Origin of the sequence: Pedobacter yonginensis (assembly GCF_003173595.1) — a bacterium.
GTDB lineage: Bacteria > Bacteroidota > Bacteroidia > Sphingobacteriales > Sphingobacteriaceae > Pedobacter > Pedobacter yonginense.
Window position 1 is genome coordinate 623517 of the sequence record NZ_QGNZ01000004.1, and the last position, 25501, is coordinate 649017.

The window sequence follows — 25501 nt, forward strand, 5'->3', positions numbered from 1 at the left end:
ACCTTTTACCTAAGCCATTTATACGGCTACGTTATTTTCTCTCAACGCATCGTTAAGCGATGTCTTTTTATCTGTGCTTTCTTTACGTTTGCCAATAATCAAAGCACATGGTACTTGATATTCGCCAGCTGGGAATTTTTTGGTATAGCTTCCAGGGATTACCACAGAACGTGCAGGAACTATGCCTTTATATTCTACAGGAGTTGGGCCAGTAACATCAATAATTTTAGTTGATGCGGTTAAAACTACATTGGCGCCTAAAACAACTTCTTTTTCTAATTTAACTCCTTCTACTACAATCGCTCTAGAGCCTAAGAAGCAATCATCTTCAATAATTACCGGGGCAGCTTGTACAGGTTCTAAAACACCACCAATACCTACACCGCCACTTAGGTGAACACGTTTGCCAATTTGTGCACAAGAGCCTACTGTTGCCCAAGTATCTACCATGGTACCTTCATCTACATAAGCACCAATATTTACGTAAGAAGGCATCATGATTACGCCTTTTGCTAAAAACGAACCGTAACGAGCACTTGCCATTGGCACAACACGTACGCCTGTTGCTTTATAGTCAGTTTTTAAATCCATTTTATCGTGGTAAACAAATGGGCCACTTTTAATTTCTTTCATCTCGCGAATTGGGAAATATAAAATTACGGCCTTCTTTACCCACTCATTAATGCCCCAAGAGTTTAAAACAGGTTCAGCAACGCGAATTTCACCTTTGTCTAAGCCCATTATAACGGCTTCAATGGCTTCGCAATAGTTGCTATATTGTAAAAGGGTTCTATCTTCCCAAGCGGCTTCAATTAGTTTCTTTAAATCTGAATACATGATGTTTTTAAATTTTACGCAAAATAAATCAATTTTTACTTATTAAATGGTTAATTGTTTAAATTGTTTTGTTCGCTTCCAATTGTTTACAAGGTATTACAAGCTATCAACACTACATATAGTTCAAATTTGTTACTTTTGAATTTTATGGCAGAGACAGAAAAACTTAGAATCGATAAATATTTGTGGGCCATTCGGTTGTTTAAAACCAGAAGTTTGGCAACTGATGCTTGCAAGGCTGGACGGGTAAAGCTCAATGGGCAAAACCTTAAACCTTCATCAATTGTAAAAGTAGGAGAGGTGTATTCGGTTTCTAAAGGGATTGAAAAGAAAATTATCGAAGTGGTTGAGCTTTCTTACAACCGAACCGATTCGCCCACGGCATTAACCAAATACAAGGATTTAACACCTGTTGAAGAAACCCAAGCTTTTAAATCGATGTTTCATGCCCCAAATTTAAAACGAGATCGTGGAACGGGTAGGCCTACCAAAAAAGATAGGCGAGAAACCGACGATTTAATTGGAGGCTTGTTTGAGGATAATGACGACTAATTTCTAGCTTAGAGTTTTCACTGTAGGATTGCTGTTTATGGCATATTGAACGTTAAAATGGCGCATCCTATAACTCATCATAGCGGTTTTACCCAGTTTTTCTATTAATTTATAGTTGGCTATGGCGCCTACCGCTGCGCCAACAAAAGGCAACATTTGCGCAAGCTTGGCCAAATCAATGTAATCTCTGTATTGTTGTTGAAAGGTTAACCAATCAAATTCATCGATATTGGTTGGCAATTTATGTGCTTGGTTATCCCAATCTTGCATTTTGATAAACACATTCTTGCTTTCTTTTTTGCTGGAAAAGGCCAATTGAAAAATATGCAGGATAAATAAGCGCTCGCGATAGTCTTTCACATCGTAACCGTAAACTGCTGCTATATCAAATAGCATTTTCATTTTAATACCCAGTAGCAGCGGAAAATCTGCCAGGCTCATTAAAAAGCCGCCTGCACCTGTAATTCCGCCTTCCGCTGCGCCAGTTTTTTTATAATTTTCTATTTTTTGCTTCACCAACGCTTCTCGGTGCATCAAGGTTAAATCGGTTATTGGCTTTGATGTGGTAAAGGTTGAACCAAAAAGTACTGCCTTTACCATTTGCTTAATGGCTGCGGTTATGGCCTGATGAACTTTATCGGGAATAAAACTGTTAATTTTTTTCTGAACGCCATCCGTAACTTTGCTCAATAGCGATGGATTTTGTAGCGTTTTAAACTTCCAAAAATCCAACTCGCTGCTAATCTTTTGTTCGTAGGTCATATTATATCATTTAACATTAGACTTTAGAACTTGGCATTTTGTTTCAAAAAATAGAAATCTTAATAATCGATTTTCATTGGTGATTTTTCCCAAAGCTTAAAAGCCTCACTAGCTTCATCTCTGAGCAACTGTAAAATTGGTAAACTGCGATTGTTCATTGGCTTATCTAACTCGTCGTAAATAAATTTATCGTCGAAACCAATTTTGCCTGCATCGGCTTTGGTATTGCCGTAATAAATCATTCCAATTCTCGACCAATAAATTGCCCCTAAGCACATTGGGCAGGGCTCGCAACTGGTGTAAATTACACATCCGTTTAAATCGAAGGTGCCTAATTCTGTACAGGCCAAGCGTATAGCCGAAACTTCTGCATGTGCTGTAGGATCGTTAGTTGTGGTTACTTTATTTCCCGATTTTGCAATCACCTTTCCATCTTTTACCACTACGGCCCCGAAGGGGCCACCTATATTTTCTTTTACATTTTGTTCAGACAGCGCAATGGCCATGCGCATAAATTCTTCGTGTTGTTCCTGATCTTTCATCTCGCAAATGTTAAAGCAAAAAAAATGCCCCGTTTACGCGGGGCATGCTTTTAAAATATGTGGTTATTATTTTTTAGTGTAATCTGCGTTTAAGCCTTTAATTACTTCAGATGTTACATCCAAACTTTCATCAGCAAATAAAATTGCACTGTTTCCTTTTGAGTAGGTTAACACCATTTTATAACCTTTTTCTTTTGCGTAACCTTTTAGGTAAGCGGCAACTTTATCGTATAATTTTTCGTTTTCTGCAGCTTGTTCGTTTTGCAAAGCACCGCCAGCATTTTGCTGATAGGTTTGCAATTCTTGTTGCTTACGTGCTAAACGTTCTTCTGTAGCTTTGCGTACATCTGCTGCAAGGGTACCTGCATTTTGCTGATATTGAGCTACTTCTCTTTGGAAAGCTTGTCCTTTGGCTTGGATATCTGCCTGTGCGTTTTTAGATTTACCTTCAAACTTAACTTTAAGGTCTTTGTAATAATCGTACTTGGTTAATAGAGAATCAGAATTTACAAATACGATTTTCTCAGTGGCAGAAACTGCAGCAGTGCTATCTGGTTTTTTTGTTTCAGTAGTTTTAGTGTCTTTGTTTTGACATGCAGAAAATGTAGTAATTATAGCTGCTGTTGCTAATAAACCAAAGGTTTTTAAGGTTCTTCTTTCCATTGTTGTTTAATAAATTTTAGCAAACTTATATAAATTAGTTTTTATATGCAATTTAAGAGTGGTTAAGGCCGCTAATAGTTTGTAATTCTGCTTTACAATATCATTTGATGGCTTGCCAAGTAGAAGAGATTTTCGATTGTAGTCTCAGCATCATCCGCGCTGAAAACCTAAAGTCTTTTAAATGTTTTGGAAAGCAGTTGCAGTATTTCATTTTAATGTTCGTCCCGCCAAACGCTTTACTTCGTGCTCGCTTATGTCGGGTTTAGATGGCGCATTGGTGCTTCTATTAGTGGTATCAAGGCGCAGAAAACAAACACTTGTTAGGTGGCGAACGGTATAAGTTCATGTGGGGGGCTTGACGAGCACGAGAGGTCTTAATTCGATGCGCAATATTATCCCCGCTGAAAAGCTTGGAACCTAACTTCTTTTAAATGTTTTGGAAAGCAGTTGCAGTATTTCATTTTAATGTTCGTCCCGCCAAACGCTTTACTTCGTGCTCGCTTATGTCGGGTTTAGATGGCGCATTGGTGCTTCTATTAGTGGTATCAAGGCGCAGAAAACAAACACTTGTTAGGTGGCGAACGGTATAAGTTCATGTGGGGGGCTTGACGAGCACGAGAGGTCTTAATTCGATGCGCAATATTATCCCCGCTGAAAAGCTTGGAACCTAACTTCTTTTAAATGTTTTGGAAAGCAGTTGCAGTATATCATTTTAATGTTCGTCCCGCCAAACGCTTTACTTCGTGCTCGCTTATGTCGGGTTTAGGTGGCGCATTGGTGCTTCTATTAATGGTGTCAAGGTGCATAAATTAAACGCTTGTTAGGTGGAGAATGATATGAAAAATCATGTTTGGGGGCTTGCAAAGCATGAGAGATTTTCAAGTATAGTTGGGGCATCATCTTCGGTAAAAGCTTGGAACCTAAACTCTTTTAAATGTTTTGGAAAGCAGTTGCAGTATTTCATTTTAATGTTCGTCCCGCCAAACGCTTTACTTCGTGCTCGCTTATGTCGGGTTTAGGTGGCGCATTGGTGCTTCTATTAATGGTTTAAAGGCGCAGAAAATAAATGCTTTGTTAGGTGGCGAACGGTGTAAAAATCATGTTTTGTGGCGTACCAAGGTTATAAGATTTATTAATGCAAAATTGGTGGGTGATGCATCGATTGATGATTCAACGGTTTGCCTATCAATGATTTAGTTGACTGATGCCTTGATGTTTTTGTTTACGGTTGAGGGGAGGGGATTAAGTTAAAATGAGGTGGTTTTGCTGGCCAAACCCGATTGAAATGGAAAGCGCCCGATTCTTCATCGGGCCTTGTAATGTAAAGCGGGAGTAACGCCAAATTGAAACACAGGTTTTGCTTTTCAAAAGTTCATTTAAACCCTCTAGAAAGCATTTTCTTGCGGATGAATCGGTAGTTCAAAACTTATCCACATATTAGTTTAATTGCCAAAATTTGCGTATTTTTGATACTTATTGTTTCAAATTAAAATATGAGCGAAGAACAGGATTTAAAGTCAAATTATTCGGCAGATAATATACAGGTTTTAGAAGGTTTAGAAGCGGTGCGTAAGCGCCCTTCGATGTATATAGGTGATACTGGTGTTAAAGGTTTACACCATTTGGTTTACGAGGTTGTAGATAACTCAATTGATGAGGCTTTGGCCGGCCATGCTGATACAATCGATGTAAGAATTTTAGAAGGCAACTCGATTAGAGTAGAAGATAATGGTCGTGGGATTCCGACCGGAATTAATACAAAAGAAAATAAATCGGCACTGGAAATCGTAATGACGGTTTTACACGCGGGTGGTAAATTTGATAAAGATACTTATAAAGTTTCTGGTGGTTTACACGGTGTTGGGGTAAGTTGCGTTAACGCATTGTCTACACACTTAAAAGCCGAAGTACACCGTGAGGGTAAAATTTGGATGCAGGAGTATAACATTGGTAAACCTTTATACGATGTTAAGGAAACAGGTACAACGGATAAACGTGGTACGATTGTAACTTTTAGTCCGGATGCTACAATTTTTACGCAAACAACTGAATATAAATACGATACATTAGCTGGCCGTTTACGCGAATTGGCTTTTTTGAATAAGGGCATTAAATTAACCTTAACAGATGAACGCGAAACTTTAGAGGATGGAACCTTCCTATCGGAGGTTTTCCAATCGGAAGGTGGCTTAAAAGAGTTTGTTACATTTTTGGACGGAACCCGTGCCTCGTTCTTACCTGAGCCAATTTACATTGATGGTATTAAGAATGGTGTTCCTGTTGAGTTGGCTTTTCAATACAATGATAGCTACTCGGAAAATGTACACTCGTACGTAAACAACATCAATACCCACGAAGGTGGTACACACATTGCAGGTTTCCGTAGGGGTTTAACACGTACACTGAAAAGTTATGCGGATAAATCGGGTTTGTTGAAAAACCTGAAAATGGAAATTACGGGTGATGACTTTAGAGAGGGTTTAACTGCTGTAGTTTCGGTTAAGGTGCAAGAACCTCAATTTGAGGGACAAACCAAAACCAAGCTTGGCAATACCGAAGTAATGGGTGCGGTTGATATTGCTGTTGGCGAGGCATTGGGTGCTTATTTGGAAGAAAATCCGAAAGAAGCGAAGATGATTGTCAATAAAGTGATCTTGGCAGCCACGGCTAGAGCAGCTGCTCGTAAAGCTCGTGAAATGGTTCAGCGTAAGAGTGTTATGGGCGGTTCTGGTTTGCCAGGTAAACTGGCCGATTGCTCTGATAGTGACCCTGAAAAATGCGAAATTTACCTTGTTGAGGGTGACTCGGCAGGTGGAACAGCTAAGCAAGGTCGCGATAGAAATATTCAAGCCATTTTGCCTTTAAAAGGTAAGATTTTGAATGTTGAAAAGGCCATGGAGCACAAAATTTACGAAAACGATGAGATTAAGAATATGTTTACCGCAATTGGGGTAAGCATTGGTACGCCTGAGGATGATAAAGCTTTGAACTTAACAAAACTTCGTTATCACAAAATCGTGATCATGACGGATGCGGATATTGATGGATCGCACATTACCACGCTCATTTTAACTTTCTTTTATCGTTATATGAGGGCGTTAATTGAAGCTGGCTACGTTTACATCGCATCGCCACCACTTTATCAAGTTAAAAAAGGTAAGGATTTTGAATATTGCTGGAATGATGTACAACGCGATGCTGCGGTACAGAGACTGAAAGGTAGTGGTAAAGAAGACAGTGTACACATTCAACGCTATAAAGGTTTGGGTGAGATGAATGCTGAACAACTTTGGGATACCACTTTAAATCCGGCTACTCGTACTTTATTACAAGCTACCATTGAGAGTGCTGCAGAATGTGATCATACATTCTCTATGTTAATGGGCGATGAGGTTGCTCCACGTAGAGAGTTTATTGAACGCAATGCTAAATACGCCAAGATTGATGCTTAATTGCTAAAACCCCACTGGGCCATCTTAAATATAAAAACCTCTTCGAATTCATATTTGAAGAGGTTTTTTTTGCTTTGATTGTTTGTGCTTAAAATTTGATTTCTCTGTTAGCTTAGAAAGTTGTCTTCCATTCTGTAGGCAGAAATTACAGCTAATTCGCCATCTTTTCCGCCTTTGGAATTGCCGTGTTCCATGCCCATAACACCCTTGTAACCTTTCTTATGCAGAAATTTGAAGATGTTTTTGTAATTGATTTCTCCAGTTGTGGGCTCCTTTCTGCCTGGGTTGTCGCCAATTTGAACGTAGGCAATTTCATCCCAACAACGTTCCATGGTTTTAATGATATCGCCTTCTGTGCGCTGCATGTGGTAAATATCATATAAAATTTTGCAAGATGGGCTTTTTACAGCTTTGCAAACGGCATAGGTTTCGTTGGTTTTTTGAAGGAATAGTTCTGGGGTATCGCTTAGGGTTTCTAAAACCATAATTAAGCCATGAGGTTCGAAAATTTCTGCACCGGCACGCATGGCATCAATTACATTTGCAAACTGATTTCCGTAGGGCAAATTTCGTTCGTAAAAACCCGGCACCACGGTAAGCCATTTGGCGTTGCATCGTTTTGCAGCCTCTACCGATTTTTTACAGGTTTCGATAAATTTATCTTTAAACTCTTTTTTGCCCGTTGTTAATGACGTTTTCCAATTGTCGCCACCATCTACCACAAAAACGCCCATACGCATGCCGAGTTTGGAGAGCAAATTGCCTATCTTTTCTTGTTCCTCTACAGATCTGTTTAAAAAACCATTGTCTTCAATTGATCTGAAACCTTTATCGTACATAAACTGAATCTGATCCAGAAAACCTTTCCCGGCATGGTTTTCAAACATGCCTTGATGTGGCGCATAATCGAGATTAAAGGTTTTGTCTGCAAGGGAGATGTCTTGTTCGCCTGCAAAACTATTGGTGATGCCTGTTCCGGCAGTTAAAGCGCCTGCGGTTAACAAGGTGTTTCTGATAAATTCACTTCTCTTCATTTGTTGCGTTTTAATTGGTTGAAAGCCGATTTATTGGATAATCATTTTTTTAAAGCCTGTTGTTAAGGTGTCTGCAACCCCTCCATTTTTTGTGTGGTAAACAAAATAGGCCTCGAGATTTTTTCTTTCTTCCACAAATTTTATTGCTTCATTTAAGTGCATGCCCATTAAAGCATTGTCGTAGCCATCGGCGGTTATTGCATCATCTGCAAACACGGTAACGCTAATCATTTCATTATTTAAGGGATAACCGGTTTTAGAATCAATTAAGTGTGATACGCTTCGGTTTCCGCTTTGATGAAATTTTCTATAATTGCCTGAGGTGGTTATGGCACCAAAATTTAAGGAAGCTATGTGCCTAATTATTGGCGTACCATCGCTATCTGGCCCCTCAATACCAACCCTCATGGGTTTTCCATCGGGCTTCGGTCCTAAAACTCTAAGTTCGCCACCCAGCTCGGCAATGTAGCTTTTAATGCCTTTTTTATTTAAGTAACTTGCAATAACATCCACACTATAGCCTTGCGCTATTCCGTTCAAATCTATTTGTATGCAAGGTTTAGTTTTACTTAAATAGCCTTTTGTTAACGTCAGATTTTTCATCCCTACACAATTTAAAATGGCCTTTATGGCTAAACTATCAGGCTCAACTCTATTTTCTATTGGTCCGAAGCCCCAGGCCTGTACTAGAGGGGCAACTGTAATATCGAAAATCCCTTTGGTATCTTCATTAATTTGAAAACTTCTTTGTAATACCTCGTTTATCAAGGCATCGGTTTTAATTTCTTTTTCGCTGGTATTAAATTGATTGATTAATGAGCCTTTTTTGTACAGAGACATGGACAAATCAATTCTATTCAAAATGCTGTCGATATTGGCTTGACTAACTAAACTATCTGTTGCATAATAGGTTATGGTGTAATCTGTTCCTTGAGCAAAGCCTTTTATCTGGTACTGCCTAATTTCACCCTCATTAGAAAATAAGAGTAAAATAGGCAATAAAAAGAGTAAATGCTTACTGTACATGAATCAAATTTAGCACTAAATAACTTTGGTTTTTCCAGGCATGGCATAGGGGTACAATCCATTTGAGTCTGGAAGCACTTTGGGCATGGCATCCCAAGCCAAACGATCTGGCATCAGGCTGTTATCAGCCGCTAAAGCTTCATCCCATTTAATGGTTTGACCTGAATAGGTTGCGTATCGCCCAATTATGCCTGTTAAAGTGGTAGTTGCTCCGTAGTCGGCATTGGCAAATTTATATTCTCCGTTGGATACGGCTTCAAAAAGCTCATCGTGTTCGGTTTGGTACGGATTTTTGTTTCCCTTGGTATCGTGGCGATAAATTTCTCGTCCTTTAGCGTCCCAAATTACCGCTTCGTTGCTTCCAGAAAGGTAGATTTTTCCTTTGGTGCCTTGGAAAGATTCATCAACGCGATTGCTTGTGCCTTCAAAATGCCTGCATTGACTGTAAATTACTGCACCGTCAGGATAAGTCAGTTCTAGCGCATGATTATCGTAAATTTCACCATAATCTATGCCCGTTCTCCAAGCGCGGCTACCTGTTCCTTGCACCGAAACGGGGTGTTCGTTTTTAATCCAATTGGCTATATCTAAATTGTGCACATGTTGTTCTACAATATGATCGCCACATAGCCAGTTGAAATAATACCAATTGCGCATTTGATATTCCATCTCGGTTTGACCAGCTGTGCGTGGCCGAACCCAAACCCCTCCGCTGTTCCAATATACCTGACCAGAAACAATATCGCCTATAGCGCCATCATTAATGCGTTTCATGGCTTCGCGATAATTGGTTTGATACCGCCTTTGTAGGCCTACCACCACGTTTAGCTTTTTCTTTTTGGCTTCTTCTGCTGCGGCCAACACCCTTCTAATACCAGGGGCATCAACTGCAACGGGTTTTTCCATGAAAATTTGTTTGCCCTGCTTTACGGCTTCTTCAAAATGGATTGGTCTGAAACCTGGGGGCGTAACCAATAAAACCACATCGGCCAATGGAATTGCTTTTAAATAGGCATCAAAGCCCACAAACTGACGTTCTTTTGGAACATCCATTTTAGCTGCAAATTTAGAGCTTAAAGCTTGGTAGCTGCTGTCTAATCGGTCTTGGAAAGCATCGGCCATAGCCACAAGTTTAATGTTGAACTTTGTGCTTAAAGCCTGAAACGCTGCACCTGTTCCTCGATCGCCGCAACCAATTAGGGCAATCTTGATGGTGTCTGTGCCAGAGGCATAGGCACTCGCTAGTGGAATACTGCTGATGATTGCGCCACCTGCGAGTAGGGCAGATGCCTTCAAAAAATCTCTTCGTTGTTGGGTAAGTGGTTCTTTTTCCATTGTTGTTGGTTTATATTGGTCTTTGTATGTTGCTCTTAATAATCTTTTATTGGTGATTTGTTATAGTAGGCATCAATGATTTCTTTTGATGGAGCTTTTGCTGGCCTTACCAATCTCATTCCGACAAAAGGGGCTTCTGGAAACCACCAATTGCTTTTCGGAATTTGGGGATCGAGCTGTTTCCAAGATGGGTCGGATGCCAACCTAACCGATGACGTTAAATTTTTTGCCACTTCATCATAAGATCCCCCTCGTACTGAATTTGGATACAATTTTTCGGGTACGGCTACTGGATTTTTGGTGCTTTTATCGGTTTTGTAAAAATCTGGAAGATATTGATCGTATGTCCATTCAGCTACATTGCCGTGCATATCGTAAATGCCCCAATTGTTTGGTTTTTTTTGCCCAACGGGATGGGTTTTATTGCCACTGTTTTCTTTAAACCATGCGTAGTCTTTAAGATTGGAAGCATCGTTACCGAAAGAATAAGCCGTTGTTGTACCTGCTTTACAGGCATATTCCCATTCGGCTTCGGTAGGTAAGCGGTAAAAAATTCCTGTCCTAACGTATAGCCATTTACAAAATTGAATGGCATTGTATTGCGTCATAGCCAATGCTGGCTGATTTTCTTTTCCCATGCCAAAGGTCATATCGAGATACGGTTTTGTTGGTCGGGTTACGGCATCTACTTCGGCAGAAATTTTTTCAGTGCTGGCCTTTTGCTCATAATCTCGGTAGAGAAAAGGTTCGAAAAGATCCCAAGTTACTTCGTATTTTCCGATCCAAAAGGCATCTAGTTCTACATCATGGATGGGTTGTTCATCAGCTTTGCCCGCTTTACTGCCCATCTTAAATTTACCCGCTGGGATAGCAAGCATTTCGAAAGTTAATTTTGTCCCGTTAATGTTTTGGGTATAAGATTTTGAATCCTGCTGTGCAAAAACAGGCAAATAGGGTAAAAAGATTAATGCCGAAGCGATTAATTTCTTGATCATAATACTTGGTTAGGGATGCTTTTTTAAATGAGCATTTTTGGTTTCTCAATATATAAATACTAAAGTAAATACTCTGATTTTAAATCAAGAAAATTTGTGTAACAATAAAGGTATAATTGACAATTAATCCGGTTAGTAAAAGGATTTATCTCCTATCAGAAGGCTTATTACTGAGATTTACATAACCTACTAATGTATCCCAACGAGCGCCGGGCTTGCGGTAATAAACAAAGATTTGGTAACTGTTTTCTGTTTGGAAAAAGGCACCTTCAAAAGGTTTGGTTTCGATGGTATTGGTGGCTTTATCGAACCAAACATATTCATAATCATATAAGCCCTGTTTTAGCAGGATGTTGCCATAAAATTGTTTCCTGCTGGCATCATAAAGCAATTTGTTTTCTTTACTTAATGTGTAGTTGTTAAATCTGCCAAGTACATAAGCCTCACCATTTGGGCTTGGCGCTGGGGCATTCAGTGTAAAAAGCACACCTGTATATTCTGATTCGGTTCGATCATCGCGGCCGTCGGTATTTCTTATGAAATAATTGCCGTTTTCATCGTATTGGTTTGCAAATGCACTTGTATTTCGTGGTGCATCTTGAAATAGCATCACATTCACTGATTCATTATCTCTGAAAATATCTTTAACGTTATCTGCTTTGTACCGTAAGCTTCGGGTATCGAATTTTCTGAACTCATTCTCGCCCCAAAAATCGTTGGTGGTGAGGTCGTTATATACCAATTGATTTGGTCGGATGAAAGAAGGTTTAGTATTGATTTGGGCAGTGTTTGGATTAAAATTCTGCATGACTACAGCCTTCACATCTTGGTATGGATTGGCAATCGGAATGCTGTGGTTTATGGTAAAGTTTATTTTCTGCTTGTAGTTTCGATCTTCAACCTGCATAGAATTGCTTACTTCGGCTGCAACCGCCACCTGACTATCCACTATGTAAAAACGTTGAGAAATGACTGGTTTTTTCAAATCGCCATCCTCGTAAACCTTTAGCAAATAGTTACCGCCAATTTTAGGCTGAATCTGGTTATTTGGAAGGGTGAGTTCGTAGTGGGTATATTTTCTGGTGGTGTTGGATGAGTACCGGTAATTTAGAATTCGATCATCATTGAAACTTTCTAGGTAATCGATGCTTGAAATGCGCGATGGCTGCCAGTCTGCTGTGCAATGTTCGATGGTGTACCAATAGTTTTTGGTTCCTGCCAATAGATCGTCAAAACCAAATGTTAAGGTTTCGGCAGAATTTAATAAAATGACTGGCAGGCTTTGTTCTTTATTGCTGTTGTAGCAAAGAACGGTTTTAATATTGGGTAGATAAATTTTGTTTTCGTAAGTAAAGGTTTTATCTGATTGCGCAAAGATTAGGGTAGGAATGAAAAATAAAATCGTAAATAATATTTTCTGCATGGAATAAATGTACAGAGTAAAAGCCAGAGAAAAAAGGTTGGTGCTGATTTTTGAATTAATTTGAAGTTTAAAAAGAAACTGATGACTTTATTTTCCTTGCTTCCCCTCAAATTTTTAAGAAAGAGGATGTATCATAAACCAAATTAACTATAGCGGACAAAATTTTATTTTGAACCACAAAAGACACAAAAATAACCGTTAAAAAATTCAAAAGCAGAATTTGACTCTTGAATTCGTTATGATTTTGCTACAAAATATTATTTGTTAACCTCAGACGTAACTTGAATATGATACATTCCCTAATTCTGTCGGCGTTTTGCTTAACCTTCTAATTCCATAATCTCTCCGGCCAATTCTTCCCATCTACTTTGGCTTTTATCCAATTCACTTTTGGTGGCGAGGTAACGTTTATTTGCTTCTGCCAATTTATCGGCCTTACCATAAACATTTTCATCTGCCAGTTCTGCTTCTATACTTTTAACGTTTTGCTCCAACTCAGCAATTAAAGTTTCAGTTTTTTTCAATTCTTCATTCAACTTTTTGAGCTGATTGGCCGAGTTTGGAGTCGCTGGTTTTGGTTGCTCTTTTACTTTTTCTGGCATCTGGATTGGAATGGGTTTAGACGCGGGAATTACGCGCTTGCTATTCCATTCTTCATATTCGGCATAAGTACCCGGGTATTGCTTTATCTGTTCGTTTTCTATAAACCAGATTTTATTGGCTACATTATCTAAGAAGTATCTATCGTGAGAAACCGCGATAAAGGTACCTTCAAATTGTTGCAATGCCTGTATCAAGATGTTAACCGATTGAATATCCAAGTGGTTGGTCGGCTCATCCAGAATTAAGAAATTTGAATCGGTAGTTAATGATTTTGCCAATGCCACTCGAGATTTTTCTCCTCCAGAAAGCACTTTAATTTTTTTGAAAACATCATCGCCTGTAAATAAGAAACAACCTAAAATGCTTCTCAGCTCTGTATCCGAATGTTTAGGCGCAAAGGCTTGTAATTCCTCTAAAATGGAATTCTCTAGGTGGAGTGATTCCAGTTGATGCTGTGCAAAGAATGTGGTAGTAACATTGTGGCCGGTTTCGCAAAAGCCTTCAAATTTCTCCGCTCCTGCAATCATTCTCAATAAGGTAGATTTACCTTTACCGTTCGCGCCAATCAGGGCTATTTTATCTCCTTTTTCAATTACAGCTTCTGCATCCTGCAAAATGTGTACGTTTGGATAATGCTTGGTTGCATGCTCAATGCGCACAACATGTCTGCCAGATGGCTTCGTAAACTTAAAGGCGAAGTTAACGGTTGGGTTATCATCGTCCACATCATCTACACGTTCCATTTTGTCTAAAGCCTTCATTCGAGACTGGGCCATTTTGGCCTTACTCGCTTTTGCCTTGAAACGTTCAATTAGGCGCTCTTCTTGCTTAATTTTAGCTTGCTGATTTTTAAATTCACCTTTCTGAATTTCTCCACGAAGTGCTTTTTCTTCAACATAGAAACTGTAGTTACCGGCGTAAACATTTAGTTTTCCCTTGCGAGATTCTACGGTGCGGTTTACAATCTTATCCAAGAAATATCTATCGTGAGAAACGATGACAATAGCCCCTTCAAAACCCATCAAATAGTTTTCCAACCATTTAATTGAAGGTAAATCCATGTGGTTGGTTGGCTCATCCAGTAATAAAATGTCTGGAGTTTGAAGCAGAATTTTAGCCAACATTACACGCATCCGCCATCCTCCAGAGAATGTATTCAGCGGGCGTAATTGGTCTGCTGTGCTGAATCCTAAACCTGCTAAAATTTCGTTTGCTCTGTATTCGATGTTGTATCCATCCAAAGCTTCAAATTCTTGCTGTTTATCGCTCAGTTTATATAAAACTTCTTCGCTATAATCGGTTTCGATTTTTTTAAGCAATTCTTCAATTTCATCGTGCAATTGATTTTGGCGCTCGAAAGCTTCCATGGCCACATGCAAAATGCTATGATGAGAATCGTATGAAAGTAAATCCTGATTCAAGTAACCGATTTTCAGGTCTTTAGACATAGAAACCGTACCGGAGGTAGGGGCATACTCGCCAACAATTATTTTTAAAAGTGTAGATTTTCCCGTCCCGTTGGCTCCAATTAATCCGGCTCTATCGCCTGGTTTGATGTGCCAATTTGCTTCGTCGTATAAGGCTCTGGAGCCAATAAGGAATGTTAAATTATTTATTGAAATCATTTCGGCTGCAAAAGTACGAAATTTAAAGGCTTTTTTTAGGTGGAAAGTGAAATAGGTTTAATGGAATTTTTACTTCCTTTTTATCTTCATAAGCACCCCGAAATTTTTACATTTCTTCCTAGAAACTGAAGCTGAAAGCATAAAATTAAATTTGGATTCTATAAAAATCTATCTACCTTTGTACTGTAACAAATAAAATTACAGAATGAACAACAGCCGATTTCCCATTTCTTTGCACATTCTCACTTTGCTAGACGATGCTAAGGGGGCGGTTGTGAGCTCAGAATATTTGGCTGGAAGCATTAATATTAATCCTGTTTTGGTTCGTAAAGAAATCATGAATTTACGCAAGCATGGTTTTGTAGATAGCAAGGAAGGGAAAGGTGGTGGATCTTATTTGGCTAAAAATGCGATTGATATCAATCTTGGTGAGGTGTACCTTGCTGTAAGAAACCATCATCTGCTCGGGCAAAGCAAAAATGAACCGAACCCAAAATGCCCAATTGGTCGTCAAATTAACCAGCACTTGGATACCCTTTACAGCGATGCGGAAAGCGCCTTAATTAAAAATCTATCCAGTCAAACCTTGGCAGATTTTACTTCGAAGTTCCAATAAAAATTTTTAAACAAAACTGTCATAAAATATATTACAATTAAAATTCAATTAAAATTCAATTAAAATGAAAGTAGCATTAATAGGCGCCTCAGGATTTGTTGGCAAAGCACTCTTAACCGAATTGGTTAGTCGTGGAAATGAAGTAATCGCAATAGCCCGCGATATTGATAAAATTGAAAGCGAAGACAAAAAAGTAACCAAAGTTGCTGTTGATGTAATGGATACCGTTAAATTAATAGCCGCGTTACAAGGCGCTGACGCGGTGATTAGTGCATTTAACCCAGGATGGAGCAATCCAAATCTTTATGAGGAAACACTCGGGGGCGCAGAGGCCATACATAAAGCAGTTAAAGCTTCTGGCCTGAAACGTTATATATTTATTGGGGGTGCAGGCACTTTGCAGATTGATGGCAAGCAACTTGTAGATGGCCCTCAATTTCCGAAAGAGATTTATCCTGGAGCATCTGCCGTAAGAGATTATTTTAAGGTTTTAAAACAAGAAAAGGAACTGGATTGGTTGTTTTTTAGTCCGGCGATTGAAATGCACCCTGGCATTACGGTTGGTCGTACAGGTAAGTATCGCTTGGGAAAAACTTCTCCTGTTTTTAATGAGGATGGTCGTTCCATTTTATCTGTCGAAGATTTGTCGATCGTTTTGGCTGATGAGCTGGAAAATAACGCACACCACCAGGAGCAATTTACAGCTGCCTACTAAACAAAAATGAACAGATTAGAATAAATATGGCAAAATGTGAGGGGGCAATTGCGGAATATACCTTTATCCTTCTTTCCATCTTTACATTTTCCATATTTTATTTATCTTCGTTGCATGTATCGCCTTATTAAACCAATATTCTTCAAATTTGATCCTGAAAACGTTCATTATTTCGTTGTCAAGCGGTTAAAATGGTTTAATGATAAATTTCCACTCGGCAAAACCATCATTAGAAGTAGTTTCGATGTTCACATCAAGGGTTTGGAGAGAGAGGTTTTTGGGATTAAGTTTCGAAATCCTGTTGGCTTAGCCGCAGGTTTTGATAAAAATGGTGAGTATGTGGAAGCGCTTAGCAATCTCGGCTTTGGTTTTATTGAGGTTGGTACCGTTACTCCGATGCCCCAGCCAGGGAATGATAAACCCCGAATGTTCCGTTTGCCAAATGATGAGGCCCTGATTAATCGGATGGGTTTCAATAATAAAGGGGTTGATGTGATGGCAGAGCGCCTGCGACTACTAAAAGATAAGCATCCTGATATTGTTGTTGGTGGAAACATCGGTAAAAATAAAGCCACCCCTAACGAAGATGCGGTTAGTGATTACATCAAATGTTTCGATCGGCTTTTTGATGTTGTTGATTATTTCGTGGTGAATGTAAGTTCGCCCAACACACCTGGTTTGCGAGCATTGCAAGAAAAAGAACCACTTAAAAAAATCTTGAATACCCTTCAGCAACGTAACCGTAAAAATGATATTGCTCGTCCGATTTTATTGAAAATAGCCCCCGATTTAACGGATGCTCAACTAGATGATATTATTGAGATTGTTGCGGAAACGGGGATTGCAGGAATCATTGCTACCAATACCACGATTAGTAGAGATAACCTCACAACGGAGAAAAATTTGGTCGAGGAGATGGGTGGTTTGAGTGGTAAGCCTGTAAAAGAGCGTTCAACAGAAGTGATCAAATATCTTTCAGAAAAATCGAATAGAGCCTTTCCAATTATTGGCGTTGGGGGAATCCACTCTGCTCAGGATGCTCAAGATAAACTTAATGCTGGTGCGAGTTTGGTTCAGTTGTACACAGGTTTTATTTATGAAGGGCCTGGGTTGATTAAGCAAATCTGCAAAAGTTTGGTTTAGAGTGTTTTAGGTGGATTACTGATTGTTGTGTTGTGGGAGATTTTAGTTCTATTTTGCTTAGGTCATCAAGGGTTAATGCTTAAAAAAAATTTTTCCCGCAGATTAACACAGATCAGGTAGCGCAGATTAGGCAGATTTTAGTTTTCTTTTGCTTAGGTCATTAAGGGTTAATGCTTATCAAAATTTTTCCCGCAGATTAACACAGATCAGGTAGCGCAGATTAGGCAGATTTTAGTTTTTCTTGCTTAGGTTATTAAGGGTTAATGTTTATCAAAATTTTTCCCGCAGATAAACGCAGATTCATTACCTCAGGTTAACACAGATCAGGTAGCGCAGATTAACACAGATTTGGCCGATTTTAATTTTGGATTTATCTAGCGAAAATGTTTGGGATTTTGCGAATGTAAATAAGGTGTTTTCTAAGATTTTAAGCTTTCTCTATTTTTGTCTTCTTACCATTTCATTTATCCAAATAGGTGCAAAGGGAGAGGTGCAGCCTTTTGAAACGGGGTAATCGCAATAAATTCCAAGTTTTTCACCAATAGATAATGCTCTCGCTCGGTGATTTGGATGGTGGATGCCAATTTGTGCTAAAGTTGTGTTCATCGTCCATTGAACTTCTGGTGCCGCACTTGGCATTTCCGCTTCTAGGCGATCCAAAATAGCGGCGATGTTTATACCTTCTGGTTGTCTGGCAATTCGTCCACTCATTAAACTCCAGCCAGCACGGGCAAGCATTTTGTCGTCAGAGTCCATCCACCGCGCTCTAAATTGTTCATTATCGGGATATTCTTTAATGATGTAATTGTATAACCAATCAGCCGCCCAAGCAAATGATTCGGATGATACCATATCTTCAACATCTTTGGGGGATAAATCCTTCGCTTTGAGTATCAAAATGGCCAGCAATCTGGCATCAATGTTTTCTGTTTTCCAAAGTTGGAGCGCTAAGGTTTGATTGGATTTTATTTTCTTCGCCAGAACTCGAATGTCGCCCATCTTGACGCCGTAGAGATTTTCTCTAGCTCCATTTTTTAAATGTTGTTTACGGACTTTTTCGTCTGCAAGTGATTTAAGTGTGGATATGGTTTCTTGAAGATTCATACCAGATAAATTTTATGCTATAAATTTATTGAAATTCTGGGCACAAAAAAAAAGCATCCTGTGATCAATAGGATGCTTTAAATCTTAAGAAGATTAAAAACTATTTTGCCAAAGCAGCTAAAACAGCGTTGTTTTTAGCCAATTGGTCGTTTTTAGGTTGTGCAGAGCGACTTCCTAACTCGATGTTAGTTGCTCTTTTTAAAAAATCTACATCTTGTTGAGCAAAGTTTTTATTTCTTCTGTCTTTTCTTTTTAATCTGGTAACTGCCATGGTAATAACCTTTTATAATTTTATTTGTACAAATGGAGGTCGAGAGCGGATTCGAACCGCTGTAGAAGGTTTTGCAGACCTCTGCCTAGCCACTCGGCCACTCGACCTTGAATTCAAGGGTGCAAAAATAGCAATTAATACTTACCTAGCAAATATAAATGAATAAATATACCTTTTAATTTTTAACTCGCACTAGTTCAGCGCAAAAAATTGCAGCACTAACGGCTACGTTTAAAGATTCGGCTGCTCCAACTCTAGGAATGGTGACAGGTTGATTAATTTTTTTTATCACATCATCAGAAATCCCCTTTCCCTCGTTTCCTAAAATAATTAGTCCCTCGTTGCCCCAATTGGTTTGGTAAATAGATTGACCATCCAAAAGTGCTCCGAAAACTGGAATGTCGTTTTCATCCAGTAGTTCATTTAAATCTTCGTAATAGATGTTTATTCTCGCCAATGAACCCATGGTGGCTTGTACGGTTTTTGGATTGTAGGCCTCTACACAGTCTTCAGAGCAGATGATATTTTTAAATCCAAACCAATCTGCTGTTCTTATAATCGTACCCATATTTCCTGGATCCTGAACCCCATCAAGCACGAGTGAAAACTGATTTTTAAGCGCTTGATGATTTATTTTTTCCTTTTTAGGGATATAAACCAAAGCTATTAAGCCTTGTGGCGCTTGTAATGTACTAATCTTGCCTAATTCAGCGTTGTTTACCTCAAATAAGTTTATATTTGCTGGCAATTTGGGTAACAAAATGTATTGTTCACTTGTATAGAAGAGGCTGTGAATTTTGAAGCTCGATTGTATAAATTCTTTAAATGATTTTATACCTTCAACCAGAAACAATCCATGCTCTTTGCGATATTTTTTTTGATGTAACGATTTAACAAAACTGATCTGAGATTTTGAAAGCATACAAATACTTAATAAATATTAAACTGAAAAGCCCTGCAATATTACTATTTATTATTGTGTTAATGCAGGCATGTTCATCAACAAAATACATCGCAGATTATCAATCTATCGTTAAGAAAGTTACGATTGATAGTATAGACAAGAAATTTGAGGAGCAAGCCTACAATTATGTTCAAAAAGACATCCGACCAGCTTCTGCATTTAGCATAAACGTTCCGCTTTACAATTTATTCAATACGAAAGATGGTCGTTATAAAACGAATAACATTAAACCCTTTGGTACGCCGCCTGCTATTTTAGACAGCACTTTGGTCGAAATTTCCCGTACTCAAATCCAAAAATTTTTAAAAAGCAAGGGCTATTTTCAAGCTCAGGTTACTTCTGATATTAAAGTTAAAGACAAAAAGGCGGAGGTGAATTTTACAGCTAAGCCTGGGCCTGCTTATGTTGTTGATCGATTATCGAACTCGATTCCCAATGCAAAGATTAAACAACTATATGATGCCAATAAGCCTGGATTAACACATCTTCGGGAGGGGATGCAGTATGATGAGGATTCTTTGAGTTACGAACGGGAGCAGATTCACAGAGTGATGAAAGAGAATGGGTATTTTTATTTCCTTCGTCCGTATGTTAATTTCGATGTAGTTGGCGCTGAAGCTTCTTCGAAAACAAACAAAGTTGATTTAAGGTTGAATGTTACTGATCCTGAAAAAGGGCAGCATAGGCAATACAACATTGGAACCACCTACCTCGTTATTGCGCCAAGTCCTGATGGTTTTCCAGATTCATTGCGAAATTATGTGAGCAGAGATACTTCGGGCGGATTGTCTTTTACGGATTTATCAAAGCGATACCGAAGAAATCCCATAACCCGGTACGATTTTTTAAAGCAAGGCGATCTGTATGACATTCGCAACGAGAATTTAACCTACGATCGTTTGTATGAGCTGAATGTTTTTAAGAATGTAAAAATCACTTATTTCAACAGAGACAGTACATCGAACAAAATAAACCCAATCATTCAGTTGATTCCTCAGAAGGTAATGAGCAACCGTGTTGAGGGAGAGGTGCCCTTTAATGGTGGTACGATTGGATTTAACTTAAGTAATACCTATACCAATAACAATTTGTTTAGAGGTGCAGAGCGGTTTGAACTTCAACTTAAAGGTGGTTTGCAATCTCGAATTGGAAATGGTACTTCGCCTTTTAAAGACATTTACCAACGCGATTTTTCCATTAGTGCCAGTATAACTGTGCCTCGTTTGATGATTCCTTTTTATAATCCCACTTTAGGTGGGAATGGAATGCCGCATACAACATTTTCTTCAAGCTACATTTATGCTTTGCAACAGGATATTTCTGTGAGGCGTATTTTCATCAACTCTATCACTTACGATTGGTTTGAAACCAAATCTAAACTGCACTCCTTTACCCCGTTGAATTTTGAGTATAGATTTGGTAACCTATTTGATGGTGTGGATGCAACTACGGTTTTAAACAACTTGTATTATGCTGCGCTATTGGCTCGGAAAGATTTAACCTTGGGCATGAAGTACAACTATTCTTTAAATGCCGATAAGTTAAGTCAGTTTAGAACCTTTGTTTACCTAAGAGCGGGAATGGATATTGCAGGCAACCTCCTTCAGGGCATATCAAAACTTACAGGTGCAAAAAATGATCCCTCAAATAATGATCCAGCGAAGATTTTCGGTTTGCCGTTCAATCAATATGTTCGTCCTGAGGTAGATTTGAGGTGGTACAAATCTTTAGGTGGAGAGAAACAGTTCATTGCTCGCTTAAATACGGGTATTGCTTATGCCTATGGAAACTCGGTAATTACGGGTATCCCCTTCGAAAAGCTATTTTTTGCTGGTGGATCTAGTGGTATTCGGGCATGGCAGGCTAGAACTATCGGACCTGGAAATTACAACAGGGATGTACTGCCTAGTGATTTGTTAAGAAAATCACTTTTTGGACTGGATCAGTTGGGTGAGTTTAAAATAGAAACCAATTTTGAATATCGATTTACGCTCGCCAAAAAATTCTTTGGTGCTACATTAAAAGGGGCTACTTTTATTGATGCGGGTAACGTTTGGAATGTAAGCAAAACAACCTCTACTGATGCAAATGGAGCGACTACCACAAACGAGGCTACTTTATTTAAGTTGAGTAAGCTGGCTCAGCAAGTGGCAATAGGTACAGGGTTTGGTTTAAGGTATGATGTTCAATATTTTGTTTTCAGATTTGATATTGGCTTAAAACTTAAAGACCCTCAATTCTCTGGTTCGGAACAATGGGTGATTGGAAAATTTCTTTCTGGAGCGCGTGATTTTAAAAATAAATACAATCTCACACATGCGCCTGATACTTACCGATTTATACAATATAATTTCGGTATCGGGATGCCTTTCTAACAGATTTAATCGATGGAGTTGAGCTTTATCTTATTTAGGTTAACGCCATTAATAGAGCGTTGCAATTGAATATTGATTTAAAATAGCATCAAAATAGATTTTTCAATCCGTCAAATATACTTTCGAAAAAGGTTGCTAAGTTTAGTCCGCTGCTGTGGTTGAAGTAAACGAATACTAAAAATGCAATTACAACAAAAATAATCAGCTTCCTAAAAGCAAATGCGATAATAACCAACACAATCGGGATGATAAAAAGCCACAAACTGTTGATGGGATAGGGGGTTAAATCGGCTTCTTTTTTATACACATATACCAACTTACTGTGCGTACCGCTATCGTTTTGATGCTTGATGTAAACGAACGTTGATTTAGCAATTGGGAGCTGCAAAACGGCTATCCCATCGTTAAATTTTAGGCTTTGGGTAAAGCCACTAACGCTGAAGGTGTAGATCCCGTTAATTTTTTCATTTGGGTTGTTTAAAGAATCGGCGGAGATAATGGCCAGCTTACTGTTCTTAAGTAGATTTTCTTTTACCAAAAAATTATTAATGGCAGCGGTTTGTGCCGAAGCAAAAAATCCGCTTAAACATAAAATGGATAGTAGAAGTATTCGTTTCATTCGATAGAACGTTTATTATAAATTAAGTAGCCAATATGCAATAATACACCATTTCTTTTTACTGCATCGTTATATAAGTTATAACTTAAGCTTACAGGGCCTACTGGCGTATGGTAAACCAAGCCGGCTGTGGCTGCATAACGCAGTTTAGTAATTGCTTTTGTATAATCTACATCCTGGAAGTTATTCAATTCAAATTCTTTGTGGGGTAAAAATAAATAACCCTCTAATCTAAAATCTAAATTTTTTCTAAAATTATAAATATTTTTAATTCCGCCGGCAAGGTAAGTTGTGGCCCTAAATCGATCAAGAAAAAGCGAACGGCTATCTTGCAGGGGATAAAATGCGGGGGCTACCAAAAGGGTAGAGTAGTAGGTGCTAAATAAGGGCTGATTTGAAATCACGCCCTCCACCAAATATCCAAGCGTATATCTGTTTAAATGTAAAAAATAATTTTCTTGGGTGAGCTTAATGCTTCCCCAATGGCGGATATGGCTGGATTCTGGAACCTTTGGATAACCAGGGGTGTTGCGGAAAATGTTTCCTGGATCATAATTTTCCCTTCCTGTGGTATAATTAAAACTCAACGAGAAGCTTTGACCATTCGTTGCATATTGTTTTCGATTGAGGGAGTTTTTCTCGAGTTTTACTGATCCTCTAAAGCCGTTAAAATTTGTTTCGTCCAGTAAATCGCCAACGGCGAAAGTATTGTTGGGGCTGTATCGGTCGCTGTTGTTTATAAAAGTAGAGTGAAGAACAATTTTAGTATTGTAGTTTAATGGCAAGCCCACCATCAAATCTATTTTTCTGTCAGATTGTTCTATGTAAATCGGGCGGGGGTTTTCGATGAAAATCTGGCTGGTATTATAGTAGTTCCAATGGTTATAAGTAAGTTCTGCAGCCAAAAATAATGGGAGCTTTGTTGGATAATCTACTCGGCCATTAACTTGTACCGATTCGTAAAAGCGGCCAGAGTAAAAACTTGTGCCAAAAGTATATGCCTTTCTATTGAGGAAATTGTATTCGGCACCGAGAAAAACATTGCTAATTGGGCGGGTAGAAATGTTGCCGCCTACGCCCAGTTTAAAGCTTTTTTTGGGTTGGGCCACGACTTGAAAAGTATAACTATCCGTTGCGGCTTGGTAGGATATTCTGGGATATACAGTTTCAAAGGTTTGATCGGCTACCAACTTGTAATATCCTCGCTTAATATCTTGAAGATTAAAGGTTTCCTTGTCGCTTTTGAAAAGTCTTTCGATGTATTTTTTTTGTTGACTGTTTACGCCGCTCACGGTTACGTTGCTAAAAACGAGTTCAGGTTTTTGACTATTGAATTTCGCCCTACGCTTGGCAAGTTCTTCATCGCTTACTCTTTTGCTGATTAGCGCTTTTATTCTTGGCATATCTGCCATGGTGGCGTTATAACCTTTTTGTATCAACTCTTCAACAGGACTGAAATTGGTAACGCTATAATTGGTTAAGTCGGGTTGAATGTAAATTCCGTTTTTTCCAATCATTGTAGAGTCTGATTTAGAAAGGAACATAAATACCAGAAAACGATTCATCAATCGATCATCGTTGTTTTTGGGATATTCGTTGTAGGTTTTTGACGAAACATTTGCACCAATCACATAGTCGGGCTTAAACTCTTTCTCCATCACATCCGCAGGGAAGTTGTTGTAAAGTCCGCCATCGAAAACATATTGTCCGTCTAATTTTATTGGTCTGTAAATTATTGGAACTGTCATGGTGGCACGTACGGCTTCGGCTAAACTCCCTTTGCTTACGGTGATGCTTTTTTGTGAGAGCACATCTGCAACCATACATCTGAAGGGTACAAACAGATTATCGAAGTTATCCTTAGATGCTGCGGAAGCCTGTGAAAAAAGTTCTAAAAAGGCGAAATTTAAGGGGATATCGTTAATTAAATTAGAGCGGAAAGTAAAATGGAAGCCTGTATCAATTACAACTTTAGCATTGAGCATAGAGGCGTTAGCCTCGTTTTTTTGGAAGTAATAGGTGTAATCGCTTGTATAACGACCATTCACCCAATTTTGGAAATCGTTGCTTAGTGCAATTTTTTCGATCTGATCTGGAGAATAACCTGCGGCATACATGGCTCCGACTATGCCACCCATTGATGTTCCGGTGATGTAATCTATCGGAATGTGGTTTTCTTCTAGTGCCTTTAGCGTACCAATATGAGCCAAACCTTTGGCGCCGCCTCCACTAAAAACAAGGCCAACCTTCTGCGCCTGCAATTGGTTACAGCACAACACGAATAGGATCAGCAAATATCTTTTAAAAGTAAACACCCCTAAAAATAGGGTTTTCTTTTAAATTAGTTTAATATGAGGATGTTGTATGTTAAAAATGATGCAAAACTTACCCAAAGTATGTAGGGAATAAATAGGTATCCAGCCCTTTTATCGATTTTGTAAAACATAACTGCATTCACTACAATTACAATCAACATTAAAATAATCTCTGCCAATGCGAAACCAATTTCATGTAAATAGAAAAAAATAAACGACCAGGCCAGGTTTAAAATGAGTTGGATTAGATAGATGGCAACCGTTCTTGGAAAGTGCACAATTTCTTTACGCTTAAGCCAAACCAAATAGGCTGCAATTCCGATTAAGATGTATAAGGTTGTCCAAACCGGTGCGAATAACCAATTCGGCGGATTAAATGAAGGCTTATTTAAGGTTGGATACCAAACTTTAACAGATTGTGCCGTTGCTAAACCACCCAATGCACCAATGCTTAGGGTTAATGCCAGGTTTAAAATAAATGCCAAGAATTTCATACCGCTAATTTGAGTTTAAACAACGAGAAAACCTAA

22 protein-coding genes and 1 tRNA gene are annotated in these 25501 nt (G+C 38.8%); 6 read left to right on the forward strand and 17 right to left on the reverse strand.

Features of this window, described 5'->3' with window-relative positions; all coding sequences use genetic code 11:
* Nucleotides 1-18: 18 nt before the first annotated feature.
* On the reverse strand, nt 19-837 hold the full coding sequence (locus tag DHW03_RS17650) for a 2,3,4,5-tetrahydropyridine-2,6-dicarboxylate N-succinyltransferase (RefSeq protein ID WP_205941024.1): 819 nt from the start codon (nt 835-837) through the stop codon (nt 19-21).
* 147 nt (nt 838-984) lie between these two features.
* Between DHW03_RS17650 and DHW03_RS17655 the strand changes: the two genes are divergently transcribed.
* A complete protein-coding gene (locus DHW03_RS17655) occupies nt 985-1389 on the forward strand; it encodes an RNA-binding S4 domain-containing protein (protein ID WP_109927151.1) in 405 nt (134 codons plus the stop codon).
* A 3-nt stretch (nt 1390-1392) separates the two neighbouring features.
* On the opposite strand, the gene DHW03_RS17660 is transcribed toward DHW03_RS17655, so the two are convergent.
* The 3 genes from DHW03_RS17660 to DHW03_RS17670 all read right to left on the reverse strand — a co-directional run bounded on the left by DHW03_RS17660 (nt 1393) and on the right by DHW03_RS17670 (nt 3356).
* Nucleotides 1393-2151, reverse strand: coding sequence for an EcsC family protein (locus DHW03_RS17660; RefSeq protein ID WP_109927152.1), 759 nt, complete (start codon nt 2149-2151; stop codon nt 1393-1395).
* Nucleotides 2152-2210: 59 nt separating this feature from the next.
* The gene (locus DHW03_RS17665; RefSeq protein WP_109927153.1) at nt 2211-2693 is read right to left on the reverse strand and encodes a nucleoside deaminase; all 483 of its coding nucleotides are present in this window, start codon (nt 2691-2693) and stop codon (nt 2211-2213) included.
* A gap of 66 nt (nt 2694-2759) precedes the next feature.
* Nucleotides 2760-3356 carry an OmpH family outer membrane protein gene (locus DHW03_RS17670; RefSeq protein WP_109927154.1) on the reverse strand — a complete coding sequence of 199 codons (597 nt, stop codon included), beginning with the start codon at nt 3354-3356 and terminating at the stop codon, nt 2760-2762.
* A 1493-nt stretch (nt 3357-4849) separates the two neighbouring features.
* On the opposite strand from DHW03_RS17670, the gene gyrB reads away from it, so the two are divergent.
* Entirely contained in the window at nt 4850-6808 is a 1959-nt protein-coding gene (gene gyrB, locus DHW03_RS17680) for a DNA topoisomerase (ATP-hydrolyzing) subunit B (RefSeq protein ID WP_109927156.1), read from the forward strand.
* 107 nt (nt 6809-6915) lie between these two features.
* Here gyrB and DHW03_RS17685 read toward each other — a convergent pair whose 3' ends face one another.
* The 6 genes from DHW03_RS17685 to DHW03_RS17710 form a co-directional block, all read right to left on the reverse strand.
* Entirely contained in the window at nt 6916-7842 is a 927-nt protein-coding gene (locus tag DHW03_RS17685; protein ID WP_109927157.1) for a hydroxypyruvate isomerase family protein, read from the reverse strand.
* A gap of 30 nt (nt 7843-7872) precedes the next feature.
* A complete protein-coding gene (locus DHW03_RS17690; protein ID WP_109927158.1) occupies nt 7873-8868 on the reverse strand; it encodes an FAD:protein FMN transferase in 996 nt (331 codons plus the stop codon).
* A gap of 15 nt (nt 8869-8883) precedes the next feature.
* On the reverse strand, nt 8884-10203 hold the full coding sequence (locus DHW03_RS17695; protein ID WP_109927159.1) for a Gfo/Idh/MocA family protein: 1320 nt from the start codon (nt 10201-10203) through the stop codon (nt 8884-8886).
* A gap of 35 nt (nt 10204-10238) precedes the next feature.
* Entirely contained in the window at nt 10239-11198 is a 960-nt protein-coding gene (locus tag DHW03_RS17700; RefSeq protein WP_109927160.1) for a formylglycine-generating enzyme family protein, read from the reverse strand.
* Nucleotides 11199-11343: 145 nt separating this feature from the next.
* Complete coding sequence (locus DHW03_RS17705) at nt 11344-12621, reverse strand: type IX secretion system plug protein (protein WP_109927161.1); 1278 nt, start codon at nt 12619-12621, stop codon at nt 11344-11346.
* 320 nt (nt 12622-12941) lie between these two features.
* On the reverse strand, nt 12942-14849 hold the full coding sequence (locus DHW03_RS17710) for an ABC-F family ATP-binding cassette domain-containing protein (protein ID WP_109927162.1): 1908 nt from the start codon (nt 14847-14849) through the stop codon (nt 12942-12944).
* A 205-nt stretch (nt 14850-15054) separates the two neighbouring features.
* On the opposite strand from DHW03_RS17710, the gene DHW03_RS17715 reads away from it, so the two are divergent.
* The 3 genes from DHW03_RS17715 to DHW03_RS17725 all read left to right on the forward strand — a co-directional run bounded on the left by DHW03_RS17715 (nt 15055) and on the right by DHW03_RS17725 (nt 17323).
* Complete coding sequence (locus DHW03_RS17715) at nt 15055-15465, forward strand: Rrf2 family transcriptional regulator (protein ID WP_109927163.1); 411 nt, start codon at nt 15055-15057, stop codon at nt 15463-15465.
* Between the two features lie 64 nt (nt 15466-15529).
* Nucleotides 15530-16180: an NAD(P)-dependent oxidoreductase gene (locus tag DHW03_RS17720; RefSeq protein ID WP_109927164.1), complete on the forward strand. Its 651-nt coding sequence runs from the start codon at nt 15530-15532 to the stop codon at nt 16178-16180.
* 114 nt (nt 16181-16294) lie between these two features.
* Nucleotides 16295-17323, forward strand: coding sequence for a quinone-dependent dihydroorotate dehydrogenase (locus DHW03_RS17725; protein ID WP_109927165.1), 1029 nt, complete (start codon nt 16295-16297; stop codon nt 17321-17323).
* 438 nt (nt 17324-17761) lie between these two features.
* Here DHW03_RS17725 and DHW03_RS17730 read toward each other — a convergent pair whose 3' ends face one another.
* From DHW03_RS17730 to DHW03_RS17745, 4 genes are all read right to left on the reverse strand, one after another.
* Nucleotides 17762-18427 (reverse strand): DNA alkylation repair protein, encoded by a 666-nt coding sequence (locus tag DHW03_RS17730; RefSeq protein ID WP_109927166.1) that lies wholly within the window; start codon nt 18425-18427, stop codon nt 17762-17764.
* Between the two features lie 100 nt (nt 18428-18527).
* Complete coding sequence (locus DHW03_RS17735) at nt 18528-18698, reverse strand: spore protein (RefSeq protein WP_109927167.1); 171 nt, start codon at nt 18696-18698, stop codon at nt 18528-18530.
* 33 nt (nt 18699-18731) lie between these two features.
* Nucleotides 18732-18805, reverse strand: a tRNA-Cys gene (locus tag DHW03_RS17740).
* A gap of 68 nt (nt 18806-18873) precedes the next feature.
* Nucleotides 18874-19620: a TrmH family RNA methyltransferase gene (locus DHW03_RS17745; protein ID WP_109927168.1), complete on the reverse strand. Its 747-nt coding sequence runs from the start codon at nt 19618-19620 to the stop codon at nt 18874-18876.
* Between DHW03_RS17745 and tamL the strand changes: the two genes are divergently transcribed.
* Nucleotides 19611-22037, forward strand: coding sequence for a translocation and assembly module lipoprotein TamL (gene tamL, locus DHW03_RS17750; RefSeq protein WP_109927169.1), 2427 nt, complete (start codon nt 19611-19613; stop codon nt 22035-22037). The two genes, DHW03_RS17745 and tamL, sit on opposite strands and share 10 nt — an antisense overlap.
* 88 nt (nt 22038-22125) lie before the next feature.
* Here tamL and DHW03_RS17755 read toward each other — a convergent pair whose 3' ends face one another.
* The 3 genes from DHW03_RS17755 to DHW03_RS17765 are packed head-to-tail and all read right to left on the reverse strand — an operon-like array spanning nt 22126 to nt 25465.
* A complete protein-coding gene (locus tag DHW03_RS17755) occupies nt 22126-22656 on the reverse strand; it encodes a hypothetical protein (protein WP_109927170.1) in 531 nt (176 codons plus the stop codon).
* Nucleotides 22653-24950 (reverse strand): patatin-like phospholipase family protein, encoded by a 2298-nt coding sequence (locus DHW03_RS17760; RefSeq protein ID WP_240618569.1) that lies wholly within the window; start codon nt 24948-24950, stop codon nt 22653-22655. Before DHW03_RS17760 ends, DHW03_RS17755 begins: the two co-directional genes overlap by 4 nt.
* 47 nt (nt 24951-24997) lie before the next feature.
* Complete coding sequence (locus DHW03_RS17765) at nt 24998-25465, reverse strand: TspO/MBR family protein (protein ID WP_109927171.1); 468 nt, start codon at nt 25463-25465, stop codon at nt 24998-25000.
* Nucleotides 25466-25501: the final 36 nt, after the last annotated feature.